At 64.6% G+C, this 24,960-nt stretch carries 20 protein-coding genes; 6 read left to right on the plus strand and 14 right to left on the minus strand.

Annotated elements, in window-relative coordinates; genetic code table 11:
• Positions 1-53: 53 nt before the first annotated feature.
• Complete coding sequence (locus BCV67_RS01160; protein WP_062166109.1) at positions 54-2,915, minus strand: VIT domain-containing protein; 2,862 nt, start codon at positions 2,913-2,915, stop codon at positions 54-56.
• Positions 2,916-3,099: 184 nt separating this feature from the next.
• Complete coding sequence (locus BCV67_RS01165; protein ID WP_062166110.1) at positions 3,100-4,002, minus strand: LytTR family DNA-binding domain-containing protein; 903 nt, start codon at positions 4,000-4,002, stop codon at positions 3,100-3,102.
• Positions 4,003-4,159: 157 nt separating this feature from the next.
• Here BCV67_RS01165 and BCV67_RS01170 point away from each other — a divergent pair, with 157 nt between their 5' ends.
• On the plus strand, positions 4,160-5,377 hold the full coding sequence (locus BCV67_RS01170) for an acyltransferase family protein (protein WP_062166111.1): 1,218 nt from the start codon (positions 4,160-4,162) through the stop codon (positions 5,375-5,377).
• 54 nt (positions 5,378-5,431) lie between these two features.
• Here the strand turns inward: BCV67_RS01170 and BCV67_RS01175 are convergent, their stop codons facing one another.
• On the minus strand, positions 5,432-6,559 hold the full coding sequence (locus BCV67_RS01175; RefSeq protein ID WP_062166112.1) for a fatty acid desaturase family protein: 1,128 nt from the start codon (positions 6,557-6,559) through the stop codon (positions 5,432-5,434).
• Positions 6,560-6,562: 3 nt separating this feature from the next.
• A complete protein-coding gene (locus BCV67_RS01180; RefSeq protein WP_062166113.1) occupies positions 6,563-7,624 on the minus strand; it encodes a ferredoxin reductase in 1,062 nt (353 codons plus the stop codon).
• Positions 7,625-7,716: 92 nt separating this feature from the next.
• Between BCV67_RS01180 and fabR the strand changes: the two genes are divergently transcribed.
• Positions 7,717-8,379, plus strand: a complete 663-nt coding sequence (gene fabR, locus BCV67_RS01185; RefSeq protein ID WP_062166114.1) for an HTH-type transcriptional repressor FabR — start codon at positions 7,717-7,719, stop codon at positions 8,377-8,379.
• Between the two features lie 205 nt (positions 8,380-8,584).
• On the opposite strand, the gene BCV67_RS01190 is transcribed toward fabR, so the two are convergent.
• On the minus strand, positions 8,585-9,691 hold the full coding sequence (locus BCV67_RS01190) for a DUF1615 domain-containing protein (RefSeq protein WP_428999494.1): 1,107 nt from the start codon (positions 9,689-9,691) through the stop codon (positions 8,585-8,587).
• Positions 9,692-9,816: 125 nt separating this feature from the next.
• On the opposite strand from BCV67_RS01190, the gene BCV67_RS01195 reads away from it, so the two are divergent.
• From BCV67_RS01195 to BCV67_RS01205, 4 genes are all read left to right on the plus strand, one after another.
• Positions 9,817-10,782, plus strand: coding sequence for a hypothetical protein (locus BCV67_RS01195; RefSeq protein WP_156455716.1), 966 nt, complete (start codon positions 9,817-9,819; stop codon positions 10,780-10,782).
• Positions 10,779-10,919 (plus strand): hypothetical protein, encoded by a 141-nt coding sequence (locus BCV67_RS20400; protein ID WP_156455717.1) that lies wholly within the window; start codon positions 10,779-10,781, stop codon positions 10,917-10,919. Before BCV67_RS01195 ends, BCV67_RS20400 begins: the two co-directional genes overlap by 4 nt.
• A gap of 109 nt (positions 10,920-11,028) precedes the next feature.
• Complete coding sequence (locus BCV67_RS01200; protein ID WP_062166117.1) at positions 11,029-11,805, plus strand: HipA family kinase; 777 nt, start codon at positions 11,029-11,031, stop codon at positions 11,803-11,805.
• Positions 11,783-12,175 (plus strand): DUF3037 domain-containing protein, encoded by a 393-nt coding sequence (locus BCV67_RS01205; protein WP_062166118.1) that lies wholly within the window; start codon positions 11,783-11,785, stop codon positions 12,173-12,175. The genes BCV67_RS01200 and BCV67_RS01205 overlap by 23 nt, the downstream gene beginning before the upstream one ends.
• Before the next feature lie 191 nt (positions 12,176-12,366).
• Here the strand turns inward: BCV67_RS01205 and BCV67_RS01210 are convergent, their stop codons facing one another.
• The 9 genes from BCV67_RS01210 to zipA form a co-directional block, all read right to left on the minus strand.
• Complete coding sequence (locus BCV67_RS01210; RefSeq protein WP_062166119.1) at positions 12,367-12,753, minus strand: energy transducer TonB; 387 nt, start codon at positions 12,751-12,753, stop codon at positions 12,367-12,369.
• 119 nt (positions 12,754-12,872) lie between these two features.
• Positions 12,873-14,492 (minus strand): acyl-CoA synthetase, encoded by a 1,620-nt coding sequence (locus tag BCV67_RS01215; RefSeq protein ID WP_062166120.1) that lies wholly within the window; start codon positions 14,490-14,492, stop codon positions 12,873-12,875.
• A gap of 337 nt (positions 14,493-14,829) precedes the next feature.
• Positions 14,830-17,532 (minus strand): DNA gyrase subunit A, encoded by a 2,703-nt coding sequence (gene gyrA / locus BCV67_RS01220; RefSeq protein ID WP_062166121.1) that lies wholly within the window; start codon positions 17,530-17,532, stop codon positions 14,830-14,832.
• A 657-nt stretch (positions 17,533-18,189) separates the two neighbouring features.
• Positions 18,190-19,251, minus strand: coding sequence for an S-methyl-5-thioribose-1-phosphate isomerase (mtnA, locus tag BCV67_RS01225; RefSeq protein WP_062166122.1), 1,062 nt, complete (start codon positions 19,249-19,251; stop codon positions 18,190-18,192).
• Positions 19,252-19,297: 46 nt separating this feature from the next.
• The gene (locus BCV67_RS01230; protein ID WP_062166123.1) at positions 19,298-19,981 is read right to left on the minus strand and encodes a DUF3011 domain-containing protein; all 684 of its coding nucleotides are present in this window, start codon (positions 19,979-19,981) and stop codon (positions 19,298-19,300) included.
• A gap of 133 nt (positions 19,982-20,114) precedes the next feature.
• Positions 20,115-21,062 (minus strand): EF-P lysine aminoacylase EpmA, encoded by a 948-nt coding sequence (epmA, locus tag BCV67_RS01235; protein WP_062166124.1) that lies wholly within the window; start codon positions 21,060-21,062, stop codon positions 20,115-20,117.
• Positions 21,059-21,535, minus strand: a complete 477-nt coding sequence (locus BCV67_RS01240) for a GNAT family N-acetyltransferase (RefSeq protein WP_062166125.1) — start codon at positions 21,533-21,535, stop codon at positions 21,059-21,061. The genes epmA and BCV67_RS01240 overlap by 4 nt, the downstream gene beginning before the upstream one ends.
• Entirely contained in the window at positions 21,532-24,009 is a 2,478-nt protein-coding gene (ligA, locus tag BCV67_RS01245; RefSeq protein WP_062166126.1) for an NAD-dependent DNA ligase LigA, read from the minus strand. Before ligA ends, BCV67_RS01240 begins: the two co-directional genes overlap by 4 nt.
• Positions 24,010-24,195: 186 nt before the next feature.
• Complete coding sequence (gene zipA / locus BCV67_RS01250; RefSeq protein WP_062166127.1) at positions 24,196-24,930, minus strand: cell division protein ZipA; 735 nt, start codon at positions 24,928-24,930, stop codon at positions 24,196-24,198.
• Positions 24,931-24,960: the final 30 nt, after the last annotated feature.

Raw genomic sequence — 24,960 nt, forward strand, 5'->3', positions numbered from 1 at the left:
ACGCCGCTCCCACAAACAAAAACAACAAACAGCAGATTGCTACAGCAAAAACCTCAGCGCACTTCGAACTCACCTACCAGCACGGTGTCGGTGGCATCGTGCAGGCGCATGGTTACCGCCTTGTCCTTCTGCTGCGTGCCCCAATGCGTGCTCAGCCGCAGCATCAAGGTGGCCGGGCCGGTGACCAGCTGCTGGCGGCTGCCAAAGTAATTGGCTTCCACCTTGTAGATGCCGGGCTTGGCATCGCGCAGCGAGAACTGCTCAGGGCCATAGCCGCCGGTGAAGTCCTGCGACATCTGCCCACCTTGATGGGTCAGGCGATTGCCGTAGTAGGCGCGCTCACCATTCGGATCGGTCACCCATAGATCCATGTCGCTGTTGTCGACATCCCAGGCCAGCACCACCCGCAGATCCAGCGGCATCGCCTTGCGCAGGCGCGGATCGACCATGCCCGCGTCCAGCGCCGGGCCGCCGCGCGCAAGCAGATTGGTAAGCTCGTCCAGCGCGATCAAGGCAACGCCATCGAAGCGCCCGTCCCATTGCCGCTGCACGACCTGATAGAGCGGATCAACCGCCTGCTGCGGGCGCCCTGCCGCCTCCAGCGCCAGGCCCAGGTCGCGGAAGCTCTGCGGCTCGTCATCGGCCATCGTCAACACCTGCTCGAACACCGGCACCGCCAGCCCCGGCTCCCCGGCCTGCATCAGGCGATAGCCGAGCACCCGCAACAGATGCCGGTTGTCCAGTTCCATTTCTGCGAGGTTGGACAGCACCCGCAATGCCAGTCCGCGCTGGCCGGCAGCCAACAACATGTAGGCCACATCCAGGAAGAACGCACTGCTGTCGGCATTGGCGTCGCGCTCGTCCAGGTACCAGGCATACAACTCACCCGGCGGCGCCTTGCGCAGACGCTGCGCGATGGGCGAGTCCGGCTCCCAGGCGGCCAGTCTGATCTGCACCGCACCGGCGTTGACCGGCTCGTCGGCGGCAGCAGCCGCGACAGCACTGTCGGCGACCCTGAACTGTACTGCGGCCTCGGCCACCATCGCCGCCGCCGGGGCGGGGGCCGATCGTGGTGCCATCGCCATTACCGGCGGCGGGGGCAGCGCACTTGCAGGCGGGGCCGCTTGGTTCGCTGCTTTCTCATCCTTCAACGGCGAATCCTTCGGCCAACGCTTCGACCACCAGCTCTGCCGCTGCTGCCACTGTTCTGCCACCTGATCCAGATGGGTCCGGCGCGCCTGATCGCGGTCGGCGACCTGACGGGCGAAACGGCGGTCATATTCCGCGCGCAACCCGGACGGCGGCCGAATCGCGTAACGCAGGTAGTCCTCGATCGTATCCAGCACCAGCAGGGAACTGCCTTCACTGACCATGCCGAACTGCTGTGACAGCAACTGCATGGCCTCACGATTGCCGCGCGGGTCCGCCGCCAGCTGCTGCAAGCGCGCCTGCGCCCACAGGCCAGCGATCAATGCGCCAAACGCGCCATCGGTATTGGCGGGACCGGCACTCAGCGCCTGCCATTGCCCGCCATTGAGCCGCACCCGCAACGCCACCGGCGCGGCATCAGCCCGCGCATACAACCACAGCCATCCCTCTTCCAGGCTGCGACGATCAACCACCACATCGTGCAGACCGGGAGCGGGTGCAACTTCCACTGTCGGCGGCAGGGCCAACAAGCGACGTGCCGCCGCGTCCACCTGATCGGATTCCAGCTGCACCAGCGCGCCGCCGTTGGCCTCGCTCCAGCCGCGCAGGCGCGCGGTGTCGGCACCGGCAGCAGCACTGCTGATGGCAAACAGGCGTTGTTCTGCCGCCAATGCCGGCAGCGTTGATGGGCCCCAGTTGCCCAGGCCATCACTGAACAACAGGTACTCGCCCAGCTCCGCCTTGGGCGTCCACGCCGCCAGCGCGCTGGCGCCATCGTTGGGCGCCTGTTCCAGCACACGCCGCAACGCGCTCCAATCCCCCTTGCGAATGTTGAAACGACGCTCCGCTTCCGGTTTGTCGCGCAGCACCGTCAGTACGACGCTGCCCTCGCCCATCGCCGCGAAATAGCGGTCCAGCAATGCGAACTCACGCGCCCGGTTGCGCGTGGCCGCCGAGCCCGAGGCGTCCCACAGCAGGCCGATCCGTGACGGCAGGCGGCGCGCGACAGGCGGTGCTACCGGCAGCTGTGCCAGCAGATACTGTTGGCCGTCGTAACGGGCAGCCTGCAGCGACGGCTGCAATTGAGCGGGCAGTTGCCATTGCAGCTGTGCCGGCAATTGCCGTCCGCTGCCCTGCCAATCCAGGCCACCGGCCATCAGCCGGAAAGGCCCCTGCCCCAGCTTGTCGGCACCCGGCGCGCGCAGGCGCAGGCTTACCTCGCCTGCCGCCGACGCGAACTGCAAGGGAAGCCGCCACTGCCAACCCTGAGCGGTCAACGGCATCGCTTCACGAATGGTCAGCTGTACCCGCCGGCTGCCACCTGCCGGCAGCGGATATACGCGCAGCCGGAATTGATTGCCGGCGGTCTGTTCCAGCAGCGCCGGATCCTGACCCTGGCGGGTGATCGCCTCGAATACCTGCCGCCCGCGTTCCTTAGGCACCGGCACCGCGTCCCGCAGTTGCCCGTCGATGTCCAGGGCAAAGCCGCTGATCTGCTGGCCATCGGCCAAAGGAAACTGCAGCTCGCCCTCCATTACCCGCCGGTTGGGATTGTGGAAGACCAGCTCTATCCGGGTCTGGGCAATACCCGCCTGCACCTCGCCATCGATGTTCGCCCGTCGCAGCTCGATTGGCTGCTCGGCCTCGGAGACCGCAATAAGTACCGGTGGGCGGAGGATCTGCCTGCCCTGCTGCGCAAACGCTGGCGCCATCGCGCCCAGCACCATGCCCACCAACCAACACCGCCGCCAGATAACCAGGCTCATCGCAGCACTCCGTCCAAGGGTTGGGACATCAAACGCGCCAACAGCCAAAACGGGGTTGGTGGTACGGCTCCGCAGCCAACCCGCCCCTGTGGTGGCAGTCCGCCTGGCCTAAGCCCCCATCCCCCTGCCCGGCGCATTGTGCCGGGTTTCGATGACGGGCAACGCCAGCTGCGCCGGCGCCTGCTCAGGCCGGCAGCGAGAGCTCCCTGTCCTCGCTCAGGCGCGACTTGAGCACCGGCAGATAGCGTCGGCTGCAGGGCACCTCGCTGCCATCGCTCATATGCAGCAGGGCTTCGCCGCCCTCCAGCGGCTCGATAGAAACCAGATGCGCCAGATTGATCAGCCAACTGCGATGGACACGGACGAAACAGGCGACATCCAGCTTCAGCTCCAGCGCGGCCATGGTGATCCGCAACGGGTAGTCGTGGCCGCGCAGATGCAGATTGACGTAGTTGCCGGCAGCCTGCGCCCATTCGATGTCTGCGGTTGCGATCAGGAAGTCGTGGCCCAACTTGCGCACCAGCAAACGCTCTGGGTGCTCGATCGGCTCCACCGGCGGACCTTCATCGGGCGCAGCCAGCAATTGCGCCTCGCCCTGCAGACGGCGGCGCAGGAACCGATAGCCATCGATGCAGAACAGGATGGCCGCATAGGTGCGTACATCCTTGAGGTACTCGTACAGCAGCTCATCGACCCAGACGCCGACCTGGTAACGCTCGCCCATTGCGGCATAGGCAAGCATTCTCAGCGCGAACATCGCCAGCACATGCAGCAGTGAGATCGGCACACTGGCCAATAGATACCAGGGCAGACGCTGCCGCCAGTTGTCCAGGTGCAGGGGCCAGCGGCGGCTGAACCAGACGATGGCTGGCACCAGCAGCAACCATACCAAGCCGCTGGAGAACTCCCAGACCCAGGGCTCCCACCATTGCATGGACGCCGCGCCGGAGCGATTGGCATCCATCCAGGTGGTGATCGCGTTGCCACTGCAGTTGATCAACACCAGCAGCAACCAGAACAGCAACTCCATGACGCGCCGCCAGCGGGCGGAGCGCATCAACAACGCAGGCGGTGGGGCTTGGCTCATCCGCGCATTCTAGTCGGGCGAGCCCATCTGCCTGCTGCTGGTCATCACCAAATCACCGCCACTCGTCCCTTTACGCCGGCAGATCGACCCTTGCGGCCCCATCACCACGGCGCGGCGGGCTGATATTGCGATCTTCCTTCCCTCGACTGGACACGCAATGCACAGGCGCCACGATCTGGATTGGCTGCGGGTAATCGCTTTTGGCCTGCTGGTGATCTACCACGTCGGCATGTACTACGTGAGCTGGGACTGGCATGTCAAAAGCCCGGCAGCGAGCATCGCGGCGGAGCCATTAATGCTGTTGACCTCGCCGTGGCGGATGTCACTGCTGTTCCTGATTTCGGGCGTTGCTACCGCTTTCATGATTGAACGCCGGCCTGCCGGCCTGCTGCGTCATCGCTCGCGGCAGCTGCTGCTGCCGCTGCTGTTCGGGATGGCGGTGATCGTGCCGCCGCAGGCCTATTACCAGGTAGTCGAACAACTGCCCGGCGGCTACAACGAATCGTACTGGGCGTTCTACGGCAAGTATCTCAGCGGCTACCACGGCTTCTGTGACGGCGATGGTTGCCTGCGCCTGCCCACCTGGAACCACCTCTGGTTCCTGCCGTATCTCTGGACCTATACCGTGCTGGCGTGGCTGCTGTGGCGGCTGCTGCCGGCAACCGCCCTGCAGCGCCTGCGGCAATGGGCCGGCATGGCCCTGCACGGCTGGGGCGCACTGCTTGTGCCGGTGCTGGTTCTGGCGGCCGCGCGCCTGCTGCTGGTCAACCGCTTCGAGCAGACCCATGCCTTGGTTGATGACTGGTACAACCATGCCCAGTACGCCAGCGTCTTTCTGATCGGGTTCCTGGCTGCCTTCAGCACCGGCTTCTGGGAATCCCTGCAGCGCCTGCGCTGGCAGTCACTGGCCTTGGCCGCACTCGGTTACGCCGCACTGATCCATGTCTGGTATTTCGCCGGCTACAACGATGCGCAACCGCCGCCGCTGGAACTGCGGATGGCGCTGCGGGTTGTCTGGGCGGTGGATCAATGGTGCGCGATCGCCGCATTGCTGGGCTTTGCCTACCGGTTGCGCCATGCAGACAGCCCGCTGCTTCGCTATCTCACCCTGGCCGTGTTCCCGCTTTACATCCTGCACCAGAGCGTGATCGTGGTGCTGGCGCACAAACTCAAGCCGTTGCAGCTTGAACCCGGCATCGAGGCGGTGATCCTGATCGCGGCCACCTTCGTCCTGTGCCTGGTCGCGTTCGAACTGATCCGGCGCTGCGCGCCGCTGCGCCCGCTGTTCGGGCTACCGGCAGCCGCTGCAGTACCCTCGATCCGGCCAGTGTCACAACATGCAGGCGACCAGCCGACGACGTGCAACGATCGGTAGTTCCCGCTTGGCGCTATCGCCCCGGCCGCGTGATACGCGCCGGGGCTAGGCGCCTCAGCCCGCCTCGGCCTGCGGCGTGGCCACCAGCGGCCGTTCCGGCGCCGGCTTGCTGGGGAAGGCATGACGCAGGATGCGCCACATCACCTGGCCGAACTGGCGCGGCAACGAACCGGTGTTGTAGTGCTGGCCGTAGCGCGCGCAGATGGCCTTAACTTCCACTGCCATCGCCGCGTAGCGGTTGGCCGGGATATCCGGGTAGAAGTGGTGTTCGATCTGATGGCTGAGGTTGCCGGTCATCACGTCCATCCACTTGCCGCCGGTCAGGTTGGACGAGCCGCGCAGCTGACGCAGGTACCAATGGCCACGGCCTTCATTGCGGACACATTCCTTGGGGAAGGTCTCGGCATCGGCAGTGAAGTGGCCACAGAAGATCACCACGTAGGTCCACACATTGCGCATGACATTGGCCGCCACATTGCCCAGCAGCACCGGCAGGAAGAACGGGCCTGCCAGTGCCGGGAACAGCACGTAGTCCTTCAATATCTGCAGCGAGGCCTTGCGGCCCACCGGACGCGCCTGCTTCCACAGCTGGCGCAGGGTCATCTTGCCGACCAACACCCGGCCGATACGCAGATCCTGTATGGCGATACCCCACTCGAACAGCAGCGCGAACACCACCGCGACGAAGGGCTGGGCCAGGAAGAACGGGTGCCAGCGCTGCTCGGGGAAGATCCGCAACAGGCCGTAGCCAATGTCGTCATCCAGGCCCCGCACATTGGTATAGGTGTGGTGACGGAAGTTGTGGGTCTTGCGCCAGTTCTCCGAGGTACCGGCGATATCCCATTCGTAGGTCTTGCCCTGCAGCTGCGGGTCACCCATCCAGTCGTACTGGCCATGGATGATGTTGTGCGCCAGCTCCATGTTCTCCAGGATCTTGGACAAGCCCAGCAGCAGCACACCGGCGATCCACGCTGGCACCAGCACGCTGTGCACGAACGCACCCAGGAACAGTAGCGCCCGTCCGGCAACGCCGGTCCAGCGCACCGCCGCTACGATCCGCCGGATGTAGCGGGCATCACTGGCACCCAGCAAGGCCTGGTGTTTTGCGCGTACGCCATCGAGTTCATCGCCAAAGGCCTGCAGTTCGGCGGGTGACAGCACGCGGTTATGCACGGAAGACATGACTTACAGCTCCAGGGTCAGATCGGTACTGGCGCTGTTGACGCACAGTTTGAGCGGAACGGAAGGCTCGCTGGCGTAATCGCCGGTCAGCGTATGCCGGGTGATACCCGAGGTTTTGCCACAGACACAGGTATTGCAGATGCCCATGCGGCAACCGCTGGCCGGCTGGATGCCGGCCGCTTCCAGCGCCGGCAACAAGGCCACGCCGCGCGCTATGGTCAGGGTGCGTCCGCTCTTGAGCAGCTGCACCTGCACACTGCCCTGCTCCACCTCGGCCAGCTGCGGCGTGCTGAATGCCTCGCTGTCGAACTGCGCAACCTGCGACTGCAGGCGCGTACGCGCCGCATCGACAAAGCCGCCCGGGCCGCACGCCAGTACATGCGCGCCGGCCAGTTCGCCGATATCGGCAAGGTCGTAGCTGTCTATCCGCACGGCCGGCGCAACGGCATCACCGGTCACGGCCAGATGCAGTCGGAACCCAGGATGCTGCGCCGCAATGGTGTGGAACTCGTCGACAAAGCACAGCTGCTCGCGCTGGCGCGCCCAGTAGATCAGATCGACCTGGCCGGGCATGCCCTGATCAGCAAGCTGGCGCAACAAGGCGCGCATCGGGGTAATGCCACTGCCTGCGGCCAATAGCAGCAGTCTCGGCACGGGCTTGGGCGGCAACAGCATCTGCCCAAAGGCCTGCCCCAGCCCGAACACATCGCCCACCGCGGCATCGTCGGCCAGATGCTGACTGAGCTTGCCGCCGGCGATGCGCTTGATGGTGATTGCCAGGCGGCCGTCTTCAAGCACGGTCGGGCTGTAGCTGCGGGTGGTGGCGCGCCCATCCAGCTCGACCGACACATTCACGTGTTGCCCGGCCTGCAACCCCCGGAAATGTCGGTTGGGCTGCAGCTCAAGGGTTACCGCATCGGCGCTGGCGTTATATCGGGCCACCAATCGCGCCAGCGGCCGCCGCAGCGTCCACAGCGGGTGCACCCGGGTAGACCAGAAATCAAAGAAACCTTCGCTCAGCCACGGGATCGGCGGCGGCGTGATATTGCGGTAGACGGCACTCATGGCTGCACTATACGGCCGAGCATACAGCTGTGTATACAGTTGTATATTCGCAGTACAGGCTATGATTCACAGACCTGACCGGCCAGAGCCCCATGACAGCACGCGACCAGCCCCTGCCCGCACCTGACGACCTGCACCCTGCGCGCAAGGCCTCGATCTCGCGTGACGACCTGCTGGCCGCTGCGTTGTCGCTGATTGGCCCGCACCGCAGCGTGTCTACGCTCAGTCTGCGTGAGGTCGCGCGCGAGGCCGGCATCGCGCCCAATTCGTTCTATCGCCAGTTCCGTGACATGGACGAGCTGACGGTGGCACTGATCGATCTGGCCGGGCGGTCACTGCGCACCATCATCGGCCAGGCGCGGCTGCGCGCGGCCGACAGCAACCGCGGGGTGATTCGCCTGTCGGTGGAAACCTTCATGGAACAGTTGCGCGCAGACGACCGCCTGATGCACGTGCTGCTGCGCGAAGGCACCGCTGGCTCCGATGCGTTCAAGCAGGCGGTGGACCGCGAGCTGGAGTATTTCGAAGAAGAACTGAAGGCCGACCTGGTGCGCCTGGCCGCACTGGACGGCGCCACCCTGCACGAACCTGCGCTGGCCGCCAAGGCCATTACCCGCCTGGTGTTCGCCATGGGCGGCAGCGCCATCGACCTGCCCGAAGAACGCGACCCGGAGCTGATCGAGCAGATGTCGCAAATGATCCGCATGATCATCACCGGCGCGCGCGCGCTGGCACGGCATCCGGTCACCGACTGAAAGCGGCGCGAATGCTGCCGGCTGTAGGAGCGGCATCAACCGCGAAGCCGGTTGTCGACCAGGTCACCCACATTGGCGTAGTTTCGCCATGCTATGTGCACTGCTTTCTGTAGAGCGGAGCCATGCTCCGCTGGGGCTCTACCGATAAGACCTCTGCCGAGCATGGCTCGGCACTACAAAGGCCTCAGCCGGGCATGGAACGGCACTACCGTTGCAGGCATTGGCGGTAGCGTGTGTCCACGCGGTTGGCGAACCATTCGGTGGTCAGCTCGCGGGTGATCTTGGGGCTGTCCAGGTGGATGCCCGGTATCACTGCGCGCGGCAACGTGGTGCCAGTCCGCGCATCGGCCAGCGCGAACACCTGCGAATGCAGTGCGCTGTCACTGAATTCCAACCTGTCAGCCTGCGCAAGCGCGCGGCGGATCTGACGTTCATCCATACCCAACTGCGGAGCCAGGCTGCGCAACGCACGCTCGGTCTGCCCAGGCTTTTCCATTGGCGCATCCGGCAGCAGCAGATCGCCATCCAGCGCCAACGGCTGCCCGGTCAGCCGGCTCAGCGCACTCTGGAACGCGGCGTTGCGGCTGGCATAGCGGCCCGCGTTGTAATCGGCAAAACGATGCACCTTCTGCGTGTACGGCGTCTGGTAGCCAAGCAGATGGGCGGTCCCGAAATACACACCACCGCGGCGGGTAAATACTTCATCACGAATGCTGCCCGTCACCGGATATGGATAGCCCTGCGCATTGGCCTGCGCAAAAGCGATGCTGACCTGCATCGCACCACCGGTCTGCACGGGATTCTTGCCGGCAAACAGGCGCTGCCCCATCGGCACCCGCCCAATGATCTCCTCATAAAGCTCACTGAGATCCCGCTCGCTGCGTACCTGCGCCAACTGTTGCGCGTAACTGCGGCCGTCGCTGGCCTTGACCTTCAAACCCGCTTCCACAAGCAGCGAGGGAACATGCAGCGCGGCCGCGCGGCGATCTATTTCAGCCCTGGCGATGCGCGGCAGGCCCGGCACCTCGGGATTGGCGCGGTAGCCGGACTCCTGCTCGATCACCGCCAGCACCGCGCAGATGTTTTCCGCGTTTGCCGGCAGCTGCTGCGCAGCCAGCGCCGTCTGGATATCGGCCGCCCAGCCGGCGCGGTCCTCCACCCGGGCCGGAATGCGACGCGCGATATCCGTGCGAACCACATCCGCAGAAGGGCCGGCCGGTGCCGCGGGCATGCTGCTGCAGCCGACCAGCAGTGCCAAGCCCGCGGCTGTCATCAGCAGACGCGGCCACACCATCACTCCCGTACCACGCATGCCCGTACCCCGCGCTTCTCATCAATGCGCGACCCTAGCGCGTCCGCACCTGCCACGAAAGCACGGCGGTCGTTCAGCGTGGCACACTTGCGCGCAGGAACACCCGGAGCTGCAACGGAATGCCAATGCCCCGCCCTCGCCGTCATAGGCTGCTGAGCTGCCTCGTCGCCTTCCTGTTATTGACGGCCTGCGGCGAGAAGACCGAACAACAACAGCTGGACGCTCTGCGCGACAGCTTCACCTACAAGCGCTATCGGCAGGTCTCGCACAAGGGATTGCCCGCCGCCTATGCTACCTGGGCGCTGAGCAGCCAATTGACCAATGGGAAGCCGGTACCACCACTCACCGAGGGTAACGAGTGCCTGGTGCACGCCCTGCTCGGCTACAGCGCACTGACCGCGAACCGCGGCACCCTGGCCATTGCCGAGGCCGACATCGTCGATGCCCTGCCGGCCTGCAAAGACCTGGATCAGATCAGTGCGGCACTACGCTCGGTGGCCTTCCAGCGCCTTGAGTGGCCGCAGCTGGCGCGCGCGCAAAGTGAACTGGCAACCTACGGCGGCCCGCGCAGCAGTGTCGTCAATGCCGAGCAGGCGCTGGTGCAGGCCCTCGTCATCCATGCCGTGCTTGGCTATGCCGCGCTGGCAGACAAGGACGCTGCGCGCGCCCAGGTACACGTGGAAGCCATCGCGCTGATTCTGGAGCTGCCGTGGCTGATCGAGCTGGGCAACGCCGGGCTGGCAATCCAGCAGGGCGATCTGCGGCAGGGTCTGGTGGCACTGAAGCGGCTGTCCAATGATCCGCACGTCCCGGCCGAGGTGCGCGACTATCTGCAGCAGGTAATCGGCGAGATCGAAGCCGAGACCGGCAGCGTCGATTCTTCACTTTGGACTGCGCGCGTGTTCGCGATGATCGTGTGGCGCGAAGCACGCCTGCATGGCCCGCAGGGCATGCGCAGTCTTATCGGCTTCGTCGACCAGCAGAACGGCAAGCTGGGGCAGATGACCGAAGAGGGCAAGGGTATGCTCGCCGGTTGGTGGGACAGCGCACGCGAGCTGCTGCGCAGCGACAATCCAGGCAACAGCGATTGAACCTTGCCACCCGTGGCGGCAGTTTCGACTGCAGCTTCGGTGGTGGCTTGCATGCCAGCGCGGCCAAGGTGCGCACCGAAACCTCCGCTGCGGCAAGCGGCTTGAACAACGCTTGGCGCCTGTCATTCGGCCGATAGGCTACTGTGCCGCGCCAACGCAGCGCTCAACAGCCAATGACCAGCGCGCCGGCGCCAAGGTCTGGCTTTGGGTTAGGCTGGCGCTCCTGCCCACCCCGGTTCCATGCACTTGAGAACGGTACACGCCACCCGCTACATCACCCCGCTGCGCGAAGGCGGTTCACTGCCAGCGGTGATCGAGGCCGATGACGATGGCATGTATGTCATCAAGTTCCGCGGCGCAGGCCAAGGCCCCAAGCCCTTGATCGCCGAACTGGTGGCCGGCCGGCTTGCCCAGGTGCTTGGGCTGCCGATGCCGGACATCGCATTGGTGGAACTGGATCGGGAGTTTGCCCGCACCGAACCGGACCCTGAGATCCAGGATCTGATCCGCGCCAGCGAGGGCATCAACCTGGGCAGCGACTACCTGCCCGGTGCGCTCAATTACGACCCGGCCGCGATGCAGCCCGATGCCGAGCTGGCCTCGCGCATCGTCTGGTTTGATGCCTACACCAGCAATGTCGACCGCACCGCCCGCAACCCCAACCTGATGGTCTGGCACCGCAAGCTCTACCTGATCGATCATGGCGCCGCGCTGTACTTTCACCACGACTGGGAGAACGCCGGCGAAGCCTGCGGCAAACCTTTCGTCTTGATCCGTGACCATGTGCTGCTGCCATTTGCCAGCCGCATCGCCGAGGCCGACGCAACTCTGGCCCCCTTGCTGACCGACGCGGTCATTGACGGCATCGTCGCGCAGATTCCGGACAGCTGGCTGCAGAGCGAGCCCAGCTTTGCCGATGCCGATGCCTATCGTTCGGCGTATGCCAGCTATCTGAAGCGCCGCCTGCAATTGCGCGACGCCTTTGTACAGGAGGCCATCCGTGCCCACGCTGCATACCTATGACTACGCGGTCATCCGCGTGGTACCGCGGGTAGAGCGTGAGGAATTCATCAACGTTGGCGTCATCATCTCCTGCCCCAGCGCAGCCTATCTGCAGGCCGCCATCGAGGTTGATGTCGCGCGGCTGCGGGCGTTTGCCCCGCAGCTGGACCAGGCCGCCGTGCAACCCTGGCTGGATGCCATCGTCGCAATCTGCCAGGGAGCGCCCGGCGCGGGCCCCATCGCCCAGCTGCCGCCGCGCGCACGCTTCCACTTCCTCACCGCCAAGCGCAGCTCGGTGGTACAGACCTCGGTGACCCACGTCGGCCGCACCAGCAACCCGGCCGGGCTTGTCGAGCATCTGCTCGAGCGCATGGTGCGCACACCGCGCTGAGTCGTCGCCAGCCAGTCAACAGCCGTAGAGCGGAGCATGCTCCGCTGCGGCCTTACCAGTAGTGCCGAGCCATGCTCGGCAGAGGCGTTCCCGGTAGAGCCTCTGCCGAGCATGGCTCGGCACTACAGAGATGCGCACGACAGAACAAAGCCGGGCAACGCCCGGTTTTATTCATCCTTTCGGTGCGAGATCTAGCGCGCCGAACCGTCCCAATGCGTCAACAACTGACTACGAACCGGTTGCCGCGTCGAGTTGCTCTCGGTGGGATCAAAACGCATAGCCCTCACTGCATTGAGCGCCCATTCGGAGCTGGCACCAGCCGGTTTCACCTCTATCACCTCGACATCCTTGGTTCGACCACGCTTGGTTACCGTGTAGGCAACGGTAACTTCTTCCGCAAACGCTACCTTGCCAGGCTTTGGCGGCATTCGGGGATGGAACTCCCCTCCACTGGGAGTCCAGAACTTCAGGGCTTCGGCGGGAGCGAGCTGCAACGGCTCAGCATTCCCTGCAATGACCGACGGACTGACAGTAACCGCGGCAACAAGCAACATCAAACCCATCATCTTTGAGAGCATGATCTTCCCTGAATGAGCATAAGGTCATCGCACTCTAGGAGCGAGCGCAGGCTGCTGCAAGCTGCGCCGCCACATGCCAGCGCCAGCTGATTCATCAGCCTGCCAGAGCGGCGGCAGTATCAGTCCAGGTCGGCCAATTCCTTCGCCGCATCACGCAAGGTGAACTTCTGTACCTTGCCCGTTGCCGTGCGCGGCAAGGGGCCGAACACGAAGCGCCGCGGCACCTTGAAACCGGCCAGATGCTGACGGCAATGGGCGAGCGCATCTTCGCTGGCCAGTTCCAGGGTTTCCTTCAACTCGATGAAGGCGCATGGCGTTTCGCCCCACTTCGGATCCGGCTTGGCCACCACCGCCGCCGCCAGCACGGCGGGATGGCGGCACAGCACATCCTCCAGCTCCAGCGAGGAGATGTTTTCGCCGCCGGAAATGATCACGTCCTTGGAACGGTCACGGATCTTGACCGCGCCATTGGCATAGACCACGGCCAAGTCACCGGTATGAAACCAGCCGCCGGCAAACGCTTCGGCCGTTGCCCGCGGGTTTTTCAGGTAACCCTGCATGGTGATGTTGCCGCGGAACATGATCTCGCCAACGCTGAGGCCATCCCAAGGTACCGGCTGCAATGTCTCCGGATCCAACACCTGCATGTCTTCCTGCAGCAGACAGGCCACGCCTTGGCGGCTGTTGAGCTCCGCCCGCTCGGCGATGGGCAGCTGCGCCCATTCGGCCTGCGGCTGGCAGATCGAAGCCGGGCCATAGACTTCGGTCAGCCCATAAACATGGGTGATTTCCACGCCCATGCGCTCCATTTCCTCGAGCACGGCAGCCGGCGGCGCGGCGCCGGCAACCTGGCCCTTGACCCCGACCAGGCCCTGCTTGCTGTGCTCGGGTGCGGCGGCAAGTGCCGCATGAATGACCGGCGCGCCACAGTAGTGGCTGACCGCGTGCTCACGCATCAACTCCAGTACCTGCTTGCGATCAAAGCGGCGCAGGCAGACCTGGGTGCCGGCTACTGCCGCCATCGTCCACGGAAAACACCAGCCATTGCAGTGAAACATCGGCAGCGTCCACAGATACACAGGGTGCTGCGGCATGCCCCAGTCGATGATGTTGGCCACCGCATTCAAGTAGGCACCGCGGTGATGGTAGACCACGCCTTTCGGATCACCGGTGGTGCCGGAGGTGTAGTTCAGAGTGATCGCGTCCCATTCGTCAGCCGGCAACTCGAATGCGAATTCCGGGTCGCCAGATGCCAGCAAGGCTTCGTACTCGATCTGGCCGAGAAGCGCGCCCTCCTCGATCTCCGCATCATCGACATCGATGACCTGCGGCGGACGCTCGCACAGCGCCAGCGCCCGCTTCATCAAGGGCGCGAACTCGCGATCACTGAATACGATTCTGGCTTCGCCGTGATCGAGCATGAAGGCCAGGGTCTGCGCATCCAGCCGGGTGTTGAGCGCATTCAACACCGCACCTAGCATGGCCGGGCCGTAGTGCAGCTCGATCATGGCCGGCGTGTTGGGCAACAGTACGGCGACGGTATCGCCCTTGCCCACTCCCATGCGCTGCAATGCCGAGGCCAGCCTGCGGCACCGCTGGTAGACCTGCGCCCAATCCAGGCGGCGCTCACCGTGGATGACGGCCAACCGCTGCGGGTGCACGGTGGCTGCCTTGCGCAGAAAGCTCAATGGCGACAATGCGGTGTAATTGGCCTGGTTGCGGCCAAGATCCTGGTACATCGGGGGCCTCTCCCTCTCCAAGGATGTTACCGGTAGAGAGTCGGTCAGCCGGGGCGGAATGTCGCTGCGACATTAGTCGCAGGGGAGCGTTGGCGTGGGTTTGCTTGGCTTGGGTTTGCTCCCTTGGTTTTGCTCGCCAGGAGCTTCCCCTCACCCCAACCCCTCTCCCGCGAGCGGGAGAGGGGCTAATGCACTGCGAGCCCATGCGATCCGAGCCCCTCTCCCGCTTGCGGGAGAGGGGCTGGGGTGAGGGCAAGCTTTCAGCTTATGAACCCGAAAACCAGACAAAAAAAGCGCCGGCATGCCGGCGCTTTTCATGATTCAAACCCTGAAGAAATCAGGCCTCCGGTGCTGCCGGGGGCTGCACTTCCGCAGTACCGGTCACATCGCCTTCCAGTACCTCGTCTTCCGCCTCGAGCGATGCATCCAGGCGTTCAACTGCCTGCAGCTTCTCCCCCTTGGACAGACGGATCAGGGTAACGCCTTGGGTGTTGCGACCGACGCGGGAGATTTCCGAACCACGCGTACGCACCAGGGTGCCGCCGTCGGAGATCAACAGCACTTCATCGCCAGTACCCAACAGCACCGCGCTGACCAGCTTGCCATTGCGCTCACTGGTCTGGATGCCGATCACGCCCTGCGTGCCACGCCCCTTGCGCGGATAGTCCGCCAACGGGGTGCGCTTGCCATAGCCGTTCTCGGTCGCGGTGAGGATGTACTGCACGCCAGCATCGTCGGCAACATCGATGATCTCGCCGCTGTCCGCTGCCACTTCCTCGACGACCGTGTTTTCGTCTTCGTTCTCGTCTTCTACGCCACCGGCACTTTCGGCAACGATCAGGCTGACAACCTGCTCACCCTTGGGCATCTTGATGCCGCGCACGCCGGTAGCGGTACGGCCCATCGAGCGGACCTTGTCTTCGCCGAAGCGCACCGTCTTGCCGTTGGATGCGAACAGCACGATGTCGCGCTCACCATCGGTCAGGCCAACGCCAACCAGCGCGTCACCGTCATCCAGGTTGATGGCGATCTTGCCGCGTGCCAGACGGAACGCGAACTCGCTCAGCGGCGTCTTCTTGACCGTACCGTTGCGGGTGGCAAAGAACACGAAGTGGTTCTCGTCGTACTCGCGTACCGGCAGCACAGCCTGCACACGCTCACCGTTTTCCAGCGCGATCCAGTTGATGATCGGCCGGCCGCGTGCGTTGGAGCCTGCTTCCGGCAGCTGATGCACCGGCAACCAGAACACCTTGCCCGAGCTGGTGAAGGTCAACAAGGTGTCATGCGTGTTGACCAGCCACAGCTGCTCGATGAAATCCTCGTCCTTGGTCGCGGCGGCGCTGCGGCCACGGCCACCACGACGCTGCGCACGGTAGGCACTGACCGGCTGACGCTTGACGTAACCGGCGCGCGACAGCGTCACCACCACGTCTTCCGGGGCGATCAGGTCGAGGATGTCCAGATCTTCTTCGCTGTGACGGATTTCGGTACGACGGTTGTCGCCGAACTCGGCACGCACGCTTTCCAGTTCTTCGCGGATGACCTGCAGCAGCACATCCGGGTTTTCCAGGATACGGATCAGGCCGGCGATGACTTCCAGCAACTGACGGTATTCTTCGGTCAGCTTGTCCTGCTCCAACCCGGTCAGGCGGTGCAGGCGCATTTCCAGAATCTGCGTGGCCTGGACTTCGCTGAGCTGGTAGTTGCCGTTGACCAGGCCAATGCTCTTGGGCAGGTCTTCCGGACGCGAAGCCTCGGCGCCTGCGGCACCCAGCAGCGCACCCACCAGACCCGGTTCCCACACCTTGGAGAGCATGCGCTCCTTGGCTTCGGCCGGGTTGGACGAGGTCTTGATCAGCTCGATCATCTCGTCGATGTTGGCCAGCGCAACCGTCAGGCCTTCCAACACATGCGCACGCGCACGCGCCTTGCGCAGTTCAAAGATGGTGCGGCGGGTGACCACCTCACGCCGATGGCGGACAAACGCCTCCAGCATCTCCTTGAGGTTCATCAACTTCGGGCGGCCATCGACCAGCGCCACCATGTTGATGCCGAACACCGACTCCATCTGGGTCTGCTGGTACAGGTTGTTGAGCACAACCTCGGCCGACTCGCCACGCTTTATTTCGATGTAGATGCGCATGCCGTCCTTGTCGGACTCATCGCGCAGCTCGCTGATGCCTTCGAGCTTCTTTTCCTTGACCAGCTCGGCGATCTTTTCGATCAACCGCGCCTTGTTCACCTGGTACGGAATTTCGGTGACGATGATCGATTCACGACCATTGTCGGCCACTTCGATATCCGCCTTGGCACGGATGCGCACACGGCCACGGCCGGTGCGGTAGCCGGCGATGATGCCGGCGGTGCCATTGATGATGCCGGCGGTGGGGAAATCCGGGCCCGGAATGTATTCCATCAAGCCGTCGACATCGATCGACGGCTCGTCGATCAGCGCGATGCAGGCGTTGATGCATTCGGTGAGGTTGTGCGGCGGGATGTTCGTTGCCATGCCCACCGCGATACCGGCCGAACCATTGACCAGCAGGTTCGGGAACCGGGTCGGCATGACCGTCGGCTCCAGTTCCTTTTCGTCATAGTTGGGCTGGAAATCGACGGTTTCCTTGTCGATGTCGGCCATCAGCTCATGCGTCAGGCGCGACATGCGCGCCTCGGTGTAACGCATTGCCGCGGCCGAGTCGCCGTCGACCGAACCGAAGTTACCCTGCCCGTCCACCAGCATGTAACGCAGCGAGAACGGCTGTGCCATGCGCACCAGCGTGTCGTAGACCGACTGATCGCCGTGCGGGTGGTACTTACCGATCACGTCACCGACGATACGCGCCGACTTGTAGTACGGCTTGTTGCTGTGCGCGCCGAGCTCATTCATCGCGAACAGGACGCGGCGATGTACAGGCTTGAGGCCATCGCGGGCATCGGGGAGTGCGCGGCCGACGATCACGCTCATCGCGTAATCGAGGTAGCTCTTGCGCATCTCGTCTTCCAGGTTGACCTGGATGATTTCCTTGGCGGTTTCTGCCATTCGGGTTCCGTTTTCAGGTAGCGATCCTGTCCGGCGACGACTCCTTGACGGGGCGCCTTGCCGGGATCGGGGATCAACCTGCGGAGTTTATCACAAAGGGCGGTTTTTCGGCGCCATTTACGGGGCTTTTACCGGAAGAAATCAGGAACTTAGGGCGGGCCGCCGGGTAGCGCCGCGGCATGCCTGCCCGGGGTGTCATCCGGAACGCCCCTGCCGAGCCTGGCTCGGCACTACGCCCCATCTGTAGAGCGCAGCCATGCTGCGCTGGGGATTGCCGAAGGGCCTGTAGGAGCGGCGTCAGCCGCGAAGCCACCGCGCCATCAGATCCCGGCGAACCTGCTATCCAAGCACCACCAGCTTCGCGGCTGACGCCGCTCCTACAAACAGCCGCTGCGGTCGGATGCGTTACTGGGAAGGCCCCTGCCGAGCATGGCTCGGCACTACGCCACAGCTGTGGAGCCCAACCATGCTGTGTTCGGGACGGCCCAATGGGCCTTGTGGGAGTGGCGTCAGCCGCGAAGCCACCTAGCCCTCAGATCCAGGCAAACCGGCACTTCAAGCTCCATCAGTTTCGCGGCTTACGCCGCTCCTACAAACAGCCGCCGCGGTCCGGTGCGGTGCTGGGAAAGCCCCTGCCGAGCATGGCTCGGCACTACATCAGGTGAAGGCGTCTGCCATGTTGGCCAGGTCCGGTTTGAGGATCACGCCGCGCTCGGTGACGATGGCATCGATCAGCTCGCCCGGCGTTACGTCGAACACCGGGTTCCAGGCGGCAATGCCCTCGGCCACGGTGCGCACGCCGCCTACGCCGAACAGCTCGCCCGGGTCACGCTGTTCGATCTCGATCTCGTCGCCATGGGCCGTGCCCATGTCCACCGTCGAGGACGGCGCCACCACCATGAACTTGACCCCATGATGGCGGGCGGCAATAGCCAGCTGGTAAGTGCCGATCTTGTTGGCGGTATCACCATTGGCGCAAATGCGATCAGCACCGACGATCACCCATTGCACCGCACCGGTCTTCATCAGGTGCGAGGCGGCCGAGTCGGCGACCAGGGTCGCAGCGATGCCATCCTGCTGCAGCTCCCACACGGTCAGGCGCGCGCCCTGCAGCCAAGGCCGGGTTTCGCCGGCAAATACGCGGCCGATCCGCTCCTGCGCCACGCCGGCGCGTATCACGCCCAGTGCGGTGCCGAAGCCAGCGGTCGCCAGCGAACCAGTATTGCAATGGGTCAGCACACCGCTGCCCGTCGCGATCAAGCCAGCCCCCAGGGCGCCCATGTGGCGGTTGGCGGCCAGGTCCTCGTCGGCGATGGCCTGAGCTTCCAGCGCCGCCACCTGCTTCCAGTCCGCACCTGCCACGGCCAACGCGCGGCGCATCCGCGCCAGCGCCCACGCCAGGTTGACCGCGGTAGGACGCGAGGCATTGAGCCGCTCCAGCGCTGGCGCCAGCAGCTCAAGTGCCGCGGCACCGTCGGCAGCCTGCAGCTCGCGCGCGGCCAGCACCACGCCCCACGCCGCCGCGATACCGATGGCCGGCGCGCCGCGCACGGTCAAGGCATGGATGGCCTCGGCAACCGCATCGCTGTCGTGGCACAGCACGTGCTCTACGATAAACGGCAGCTTGCGCTGATCCAGCAGTTCCAGGGCGTCGCCGGTCCAGCGGATCGGGCGGATATGGTCGTAGCGGGCGTAATCAATGGCGGGAGTATCATTCATGGCCCCATTGTAATCGGCACCGCAAAGCCGGCACCAACCGCCTGCATCAATCGGCGGAAAATTCGCCGCGGCAGCCTTTGTCCACCCAGATGCCGTTGCGGTCCCAGCCCCAGCTGTCGCCTTCGCGGCAGGCAGCACTGGACAGCTGCTCGACCAGTGTGACCCGGCGGGTGACGCTGACTCCGCATTCGCGGCGCAGACCGCCCTTGGACTCGCAGGTCACCTTGCGCGGAATGTCGACGAAGCCCGAGCCATCCTCAGCGCCCACCTCGAACTGGCCCTGGCAACCGCGGCTGACCCAGATTTCCCTGTTGCTATAGCCCCAGCTGCGCCCTTCCCTGCACGGCAGCACCGACTGCTGCCGCAACAGGCGCACCGGCGCGCCACGCAGTACCACCGGGCATACCTCCATCCGTCCCTTGGACTCACAGCGCACAACCCGCCGGGTTGTACGGGAAGCACGCTGCGGACGGGCGAATTCGGCGCGACAGCCGTGGCTGACCCACACTGCCCCTTCCTCCGTGCCCCAGCTGGTCTCACGGATGCAGTCACGTTTGGAAAGTTGCCTGACCAGCTGAACCCCGCCACTGGTATCCATCGGACAAAACGCCCGCTGCTGATCTTCCGATTCGCAGCGCACCACCTGACTGCCCGCAGCGGTCCCGGCAGATTCCTGCGCCGACAGCAGCGCCGGCGCCAGCAACAACAGCAAGCCGCAAACCCCCTTCATCAGACACACCCCGCTTGAGTCATGATGGCTTCTGGTAGTCAACACACTGCCTGATCCGCTGTTAGCAACGCATCATCATCGTCAACCCGATCCTACAGGTCCATCATCAGATCGGGGGAAGCAGCGATGGGAATCAGGCGTTGGCGAAATCGAATGCCAGCACGTCGGCGATGCGCATGGTTCCCAGCAAGGCCATCAGCAGGCGGTCCACGCCTACCGCCACGCCGGCACAGGCCGGCAACGAGGGCAGCGCCGCCAGCAATGCCTCGTCCAGCGGCGGCTGTTCAGCACCGCGTGCCGCGCGCACGGCCAGATCACGCTCGAAGCGCTGGCGCTGCTCCTGCGCGTCGTTCAGCTCGTGATAACCGTTGGCCAGCTCAACCGGGCCAAGGTAAAGCTCGAAGCGTTCAGCCAGCGGCGGCGTGCCGGGGCGGATTTTTGCCAAGGCTGCCTGGCTGGCCGGCCAGTCGTGGATCACGGTGATGGTGCCGGTATCAAACTGGGCCTGGATGTGGTGGGTCATCAGCAGGTCCAGCCAGTCGTCGCGGGTCAAGCCATCCGGCGCGATGCCGACATCGCCCAAACCCGCACGCAACTGTGCTTCATCGGCCTGGAACGGGTCCAGCGCAACGGCCTGGATGAACAGGTCGCGGTAGCTGACGATGCGCACCGCGGCAGGCGGGCGCTGCACCAGCGCCAACGCGGCCTGCACCAGTGCGATGGTTTCATCGATCAGGCGATGATGATCCCAGCCTACCCGGTACCACTCCAGCATCGTGAACTCGGGATTGTGGCGGCCACCGGCCTCGCCGTTGCGGAATACCCGGCCGAGTTCGTAGCAGTCGCCCACGCCGGCGGCCAGCAGCCGCTTGAGCGGATATTCCGGCGAAGTACGCAGCCAGCGCAGCGCCGGGCCGGCATCGACATGACCGCTGAAGCGGGTATGGAAACCTTCGATGTTCGGCTCGGTGTTGCCCGCCGCCGACATGATCGGTGTCTCCACCTCCAGCACATCACGCTCGGCGAAAAACTGCCGGATCAGGGCATTCAGGCGTGCGCGCCGCCGCAGGGCTTCAATCACGAGTGCAGGCGCCCGGCAGGCACGTTCAACGACAGGGTCAGGATGTCGCGCTCATCGTCGCGATAACCCGCTGAAAGGTATAGGGCCTTGGCCTTGGCATTGTGGTGATTCACTTCCAGACGGATCACCGCCGCGCCCTGTCCCGCTGCCCAGTCGCGGGCCAGCGCCAAGGCCTGCCGGCCCCAGCCGCGGCCGCGTGCAGCCGGGCCAAGATACAGCTCGTCCAACAGCACGAAGCGACCACCCTGCTCGACGCTGAAGCACCAGCCCAGGGTGATGTAGCCCACCACCTGATCATCGGCCTGCAGCAACAACGCAGCGCCACAGCCTGGCTCTTCCAGCAAGGTATTGAGCCCCGGCTCAACCCGTTCGGCGATATAGGGAATCTGATCTTCCACGTAGAAATCGCGCACCATCGCGATCAACTGCGGGAAGTCCGCCGGCTGCGCAACGCGCACATTGATTTCACTCATACCTGTTCTCCATTGTCGGCGAGGAAGGCCAGCAGGCGCGCTTCGTCCCAGACCTCCACACCGAGCTCATTTGCCTTGTCCAACTTGGAACCGGCCTCGGTGCCGGCCACAACGAAACTGGTTTTCTTCGACACGCTACCTGAAACCTTGGCGCCCAACGCCTCCAGCCTGGCCTTGGCCTCGTCGCGGCTCATCTGCGCCAAAGTGCCGGTCAGCACCACGGTCTTGCCATCAAGCACACCAGCGGCCTGTTGCTGCTGCAATGGCGTGATCGCCAGCAGGCGCTCCAATGCCGCACCGGCTTCGCTGAACAACTGCGCGTTGGCATCGTCGTTCAGCCAAGCGACCAGGGCGTTGGCCGTTTCCGCCGGCAGGCCGGCGGTCATGAAGTTGTGCGCTTCCTCATCAAGAATTGCCGCAGTCGAGCGGAACGCTTCAGCCAGCTGACGCGCGCGCACCGGCGTGACCTTGGGGATTTCCAGGTCAGCCAACAGCGTTGCCAGATTCAGATCCGTGCGCAGCTTGGCGTTGGGCGCATGCGTATCGCTGATCTGCACGCCACGGGCCAGCAATGCGTCGATGGCCTGCTGGTTGCCCGGCTGGGCCATGAAGTGGCCAATCGAACGAGCCACTTCGCCGCCGATGTCCGGCACGCGCTTGAACAGCGGCCAGGGCAGATGGCGGATCAACTCGAGGTCACCAAACCATGCCGACAAGGCCTTGGCGGTGCTTTCACCCACATGCTCGATGCCCAGCGCGAACAGCAACCGCTCCAGGGTGGTGTTGCGGCTGGCAGCAATCGCGGCGATCAGGTTGTCGGCCCACTTGGTGGCAATCTTCTTGCTGTTCCACTGGAAGCTGGCCGGTACCGACAAGGCCTGTGCACGCCACGCGGCGTCATTCGCATCCAGCTTGAGGATACGATTCAGCGTGTCGCCACTGCCTTCCGGCTGCAGGTGCAGGCCGAGCTGCGAGGCCAAGCCTTCCGGTGAATCGGCGTCCAAGGCCAACTTCAACACCAGCAACTGATCGCGGTTGAGTGCGTACAGATCGGCGACGCCACGCACGATGCCCGCATCCACCAGCACTTCGATGTACTTGTCGCCCAGCCCGTCGATATCCATCGCCTTGCGCGAAGCGAAGTGGGCGATGGCTTCCTTGCGCTGCGCCGGGCAGCTCAGTTCGCCGGAGCAGCGCCAGGCCGCCTCGCCTTCCTCGCGCACGATCTCCGAACCACACACCGGGCAGGTGCGCGGCATCTGCCACGGCGTCGTCCCTTCAGGGCGGCGCTCGACAATGACGCTCACCACTTCCGGAATCACGTCACCGGCGCGGCGCACGATCACCTCATCGCCCACGCGCACGTCCAGCCGCGCGATCTGATCGGCATTGTGCAGGGTGGCGTTGGTGACCACCACGCCGGCCACATGCACCGGCTTCAGCCGTGCAACCGGGGTGGCCGCACCGGTGCGGCCGATCTGGATCTCGATCGCCTCGACCGTGGTGGTCTGCTCCTGCGCCGGGAATTTATGTGCGATCGCCCAGCGCGGCGCGCGCGCGACGAAGCCCATTTCCTGCTGGCCTTCGCGGTCGTCGAGCTTGTAGACCACGCCGTCGATGTCATAGGCCAGGCTGTCGCGGCGTTCGCCGATATCGCGGTAATACGCCAACAGGCCTTCAGCGCCCTGTACCACCTTGCACAGGTCGCTGACCGGAAAACCCCATTGCGCCAGCTGGGCGAGCGTTGCCGAATGCGTTTCGGGCAGATCGCCACCGGCAACCTCGCCCAGACCGTAGGCATAGAAACTCAGGGGCCGTTGCGCGCTGATCTTCGGATCGAGCTGGCGGAGCGAACCGGCCGCGCCATTGCGCGGATTAGCCAGCACCTTGCCGCCATGCAGGCGTGCCTGCTCGTTGTAACGTTCGAAATCCGCACGCGGCATATAGACCTCGCCACGCACTTCCAGCACTTCAGGCCAGCCCTGGCCCTGCAGCTGCTGCGGAATGACCTTGATCTGGCGCAGGTTGGCACTGACATCCTCGCCGGTGGCGCCATCGCCGCGGGTCGCGCCCTGCACGAACACGCCATTTTCATAGCGCAGATTGATGGCCAGGCCATCGAGCTTGGGTTCGGCGGAGAAGAACAGTTCGCGGCGTCGCAGGCGCTCATCGATGCGACGCACGAAGTCGTGCACCTCGGCATCGCTGAAGGCATTGCCCAGCGACAGCATCGGCACCGCGTGCACCACTTCGGGAAAGCGCGAGGAAGGCTTGCCGCCGACCTGATGGCTGGGCGAGTCGGCGCTGTCCAGTTCCGGATGCGCCGCTTCCAGCGCCTCAAGCTCACGCATCAACCGGTCGTACTCGGCGTCCGGGATGATCTGTTCGTCGTGCTCGTGGTAAGCGCGCGAGGCGGCGGCCAGCTGGCGGCGGAGTTCGCTGATGCGCTGGGTGACGTCGGTGTTCTGATTCATGCGGTGATTTTACCCGCGCGAGGTGTTGGCGCGATAAAGCCCTGTGCTGCCGGGAGCTTGGATCTACTGCGAACTGCACCCCTCCCCGGCCCTCCCCTTGCCTACGGCAAAGGGAGGGGGCGACGCTCTGCCCCCTCCCTTGCGCGCAGCGTAGGGGAGGGTTGGGGAGGGGTAGCGTTTAGAGCCTTACCAACGCGGCGACTTGGTCAGCGGCGGCGCCTGGTGCTGGCGGTCATAGGCGCGCAGGTCGTCGCGGATATGCGCGATACGCTGGCGGCCCAAGGCGTTGCGGCTGTCATCGAGCACCACGCCGTCCAGCAGTTCGCCCATGCGCTGCACGGTCGGCAGCATCTTTTCCCAGGCGTCGAGCGCGGTCATCGGCGCCGGCAGGGTCAGGAAGAAGGCGATGGCCGGCGTTTCCATGTCGCGGATGTTGGCCATGTCGAAGCTGCCCGGCTTCATGATGCTGGCCATCGAGAAGATCGGGCCGCGCTCGGAATGCCCTTCCACCAGACGGTGGAACACATTCATGTAGCCGAACACCAGACCGGTCTTCTCCGCCGCCACCACGATGTCCTCGCCGCGCAGCACCTGCCCGGAACGGGCGGCCACGTACAGCGAGACGATCTTGTCGAAATCCTGGCTTGGGCGCTTGCCCAGTTCGCTGAGGTTGCCTGCATCCACGTCCGGCAGGCCGAGCTCGGGTTGGCTTACCGTTTCGCCGGCAGCCGCGCCCTCGCCCGTCTCGGCAACGCCGTCGGCCGCACCCAGGACCGGCTCACGTCGCGGACGCTCGGCATCGGCCGGCTCCTTGCGCTTGCCCTGTGCCAGCCGCTTGGGCCGGCTGAAAAAGAAAATGGCTGCGACCAGCAAAACGCCGGCCACCAGAATGCCGATACGCAACAGTGCCATGTCAGACATGCGTTGCAGTCTCCGGGTTAATCGTTCAGG

Source organism: Stenotrophomonas nitritireducens (assembly GCF_001700965.1).
GTDB lineage: Bacteria > Pseudomonadota > Gammaproteobacteria > Xanthomonadales > Xanthomonadaceae > Stenotrophomonas > Stenotrophomonas nitritireducens_A.

Bases quoted from the DNA above. Each gene is read 5' to 3' on its own strand.
- BCV67_RS01160 (WP_062166109.1), bottom strand. From the start codon at position 2,915: ATGAGCCTGGTTATCTGGCGGCGGTGTTGGTTGGTGGGCATGGTGCTG.
- BCV67_RS01165 (WP_062166110.1), bottom strand. From the start codon at position 4,002: ATGAGCCAAGCCCCACCGCCTGCGTTGTTGATGCGCTCCGCCCGCTGG.
- BCV67_RS01170 (WP_062166111.1), top strand. From the start codon at position 4,160: ATGCACAGGCGCCACGATCTGGATTGGCTGCGGGTAATCGCTTTTGGC.
- BCV67_RS01175 (WP_062166112.1), bottom strand. From the start codon at position 6,559: ATGTCTTCCGTGCATAACCGCGTGCTGTCACCCGCCGAACTGCAGGCC.
- BCV67_RS01180 (WP_062166113.1), bottom strand. From the start codon at position 7,624: ATGAGTGCCGTCTACCGCAATATCACGCCGCCGCCGATCCCGTGGCTG.
- fabR (WP_062166114.1), top strand. From the start codon at position 7,717: ATGACAGCACGCGACCAGCCCCTGCCCGCACCTGACGACCTGCACCCT.
- BCV67_RS01190 (WP_428999494.1), bottom strand. From the start codon at position 9,691: ATGCGTGGTACGGGAGTGATGGTGTGGCCGCGTCTGCTGATGACAGCC.
- BCV67_RS01195 (WP_156455716.1), top strand. From the start codon at position 9,817: ATGCCCCGCCCTCGCCGTCATAGGCTGCTGAGCTGCCTCGTCGCCTTC.
- BCV67_RS01210 (WP_062166119.1), bottom strand. From the start codon at position 12,753: ATGCTCTCAAAGATGATGGGTTTGATGTTGCTTGTTGCCGCGGTTACT.
- BCV67_RS01215 (WP_062166120.1), bottom strand. From the start codon at position 14,492: ATGTACCAGGATCTTGGCCGCAACCAGGCCAATTACACCGCATTGTCG.
- gyrA (WP_062166121.1), bottom strand. From the start codon at position 17,532: ATGGCAGAAACCGCCAAGGAAATCATCCAGGTCAACCTGGAAGACGAG.
- mtnA (WP_062166122.1), bottom strand. From the start codon at position 19,251: ATGAATGATACTCCCGCCATTGATTACGCCCGCTACGACCATATCCGC.
- BCV67_RS01230 (WP_062166123.1), bottom strand. From the start codon at position 19,981: ATGAAGGGGGTTTGCGGCTTGCTGTTGTTGCTGGCGCCGGCGCTGCTG.
- BCV67_RS01240 (WP_062166125.1), bottom strand. From the start codon at position 21,535: ATGAGTGAAATCAATGTGCGCGTTGCGCAGCCGGCGGACTTCCCGCAG.
- ligA (WP_062166126.1), bottom strand. From the start codon at position 24,009: ATGAATCAGAACACCGACGTCACCCAGCGCATCAGCGAACTCCGCCGC.
- zipA (WP_062166127.1), bottom strand. From the start codon at position 24,930: ATGTCTGACATGGCACTGTTGCGTATCGGCATTCTGGTGGCCGGCGTT.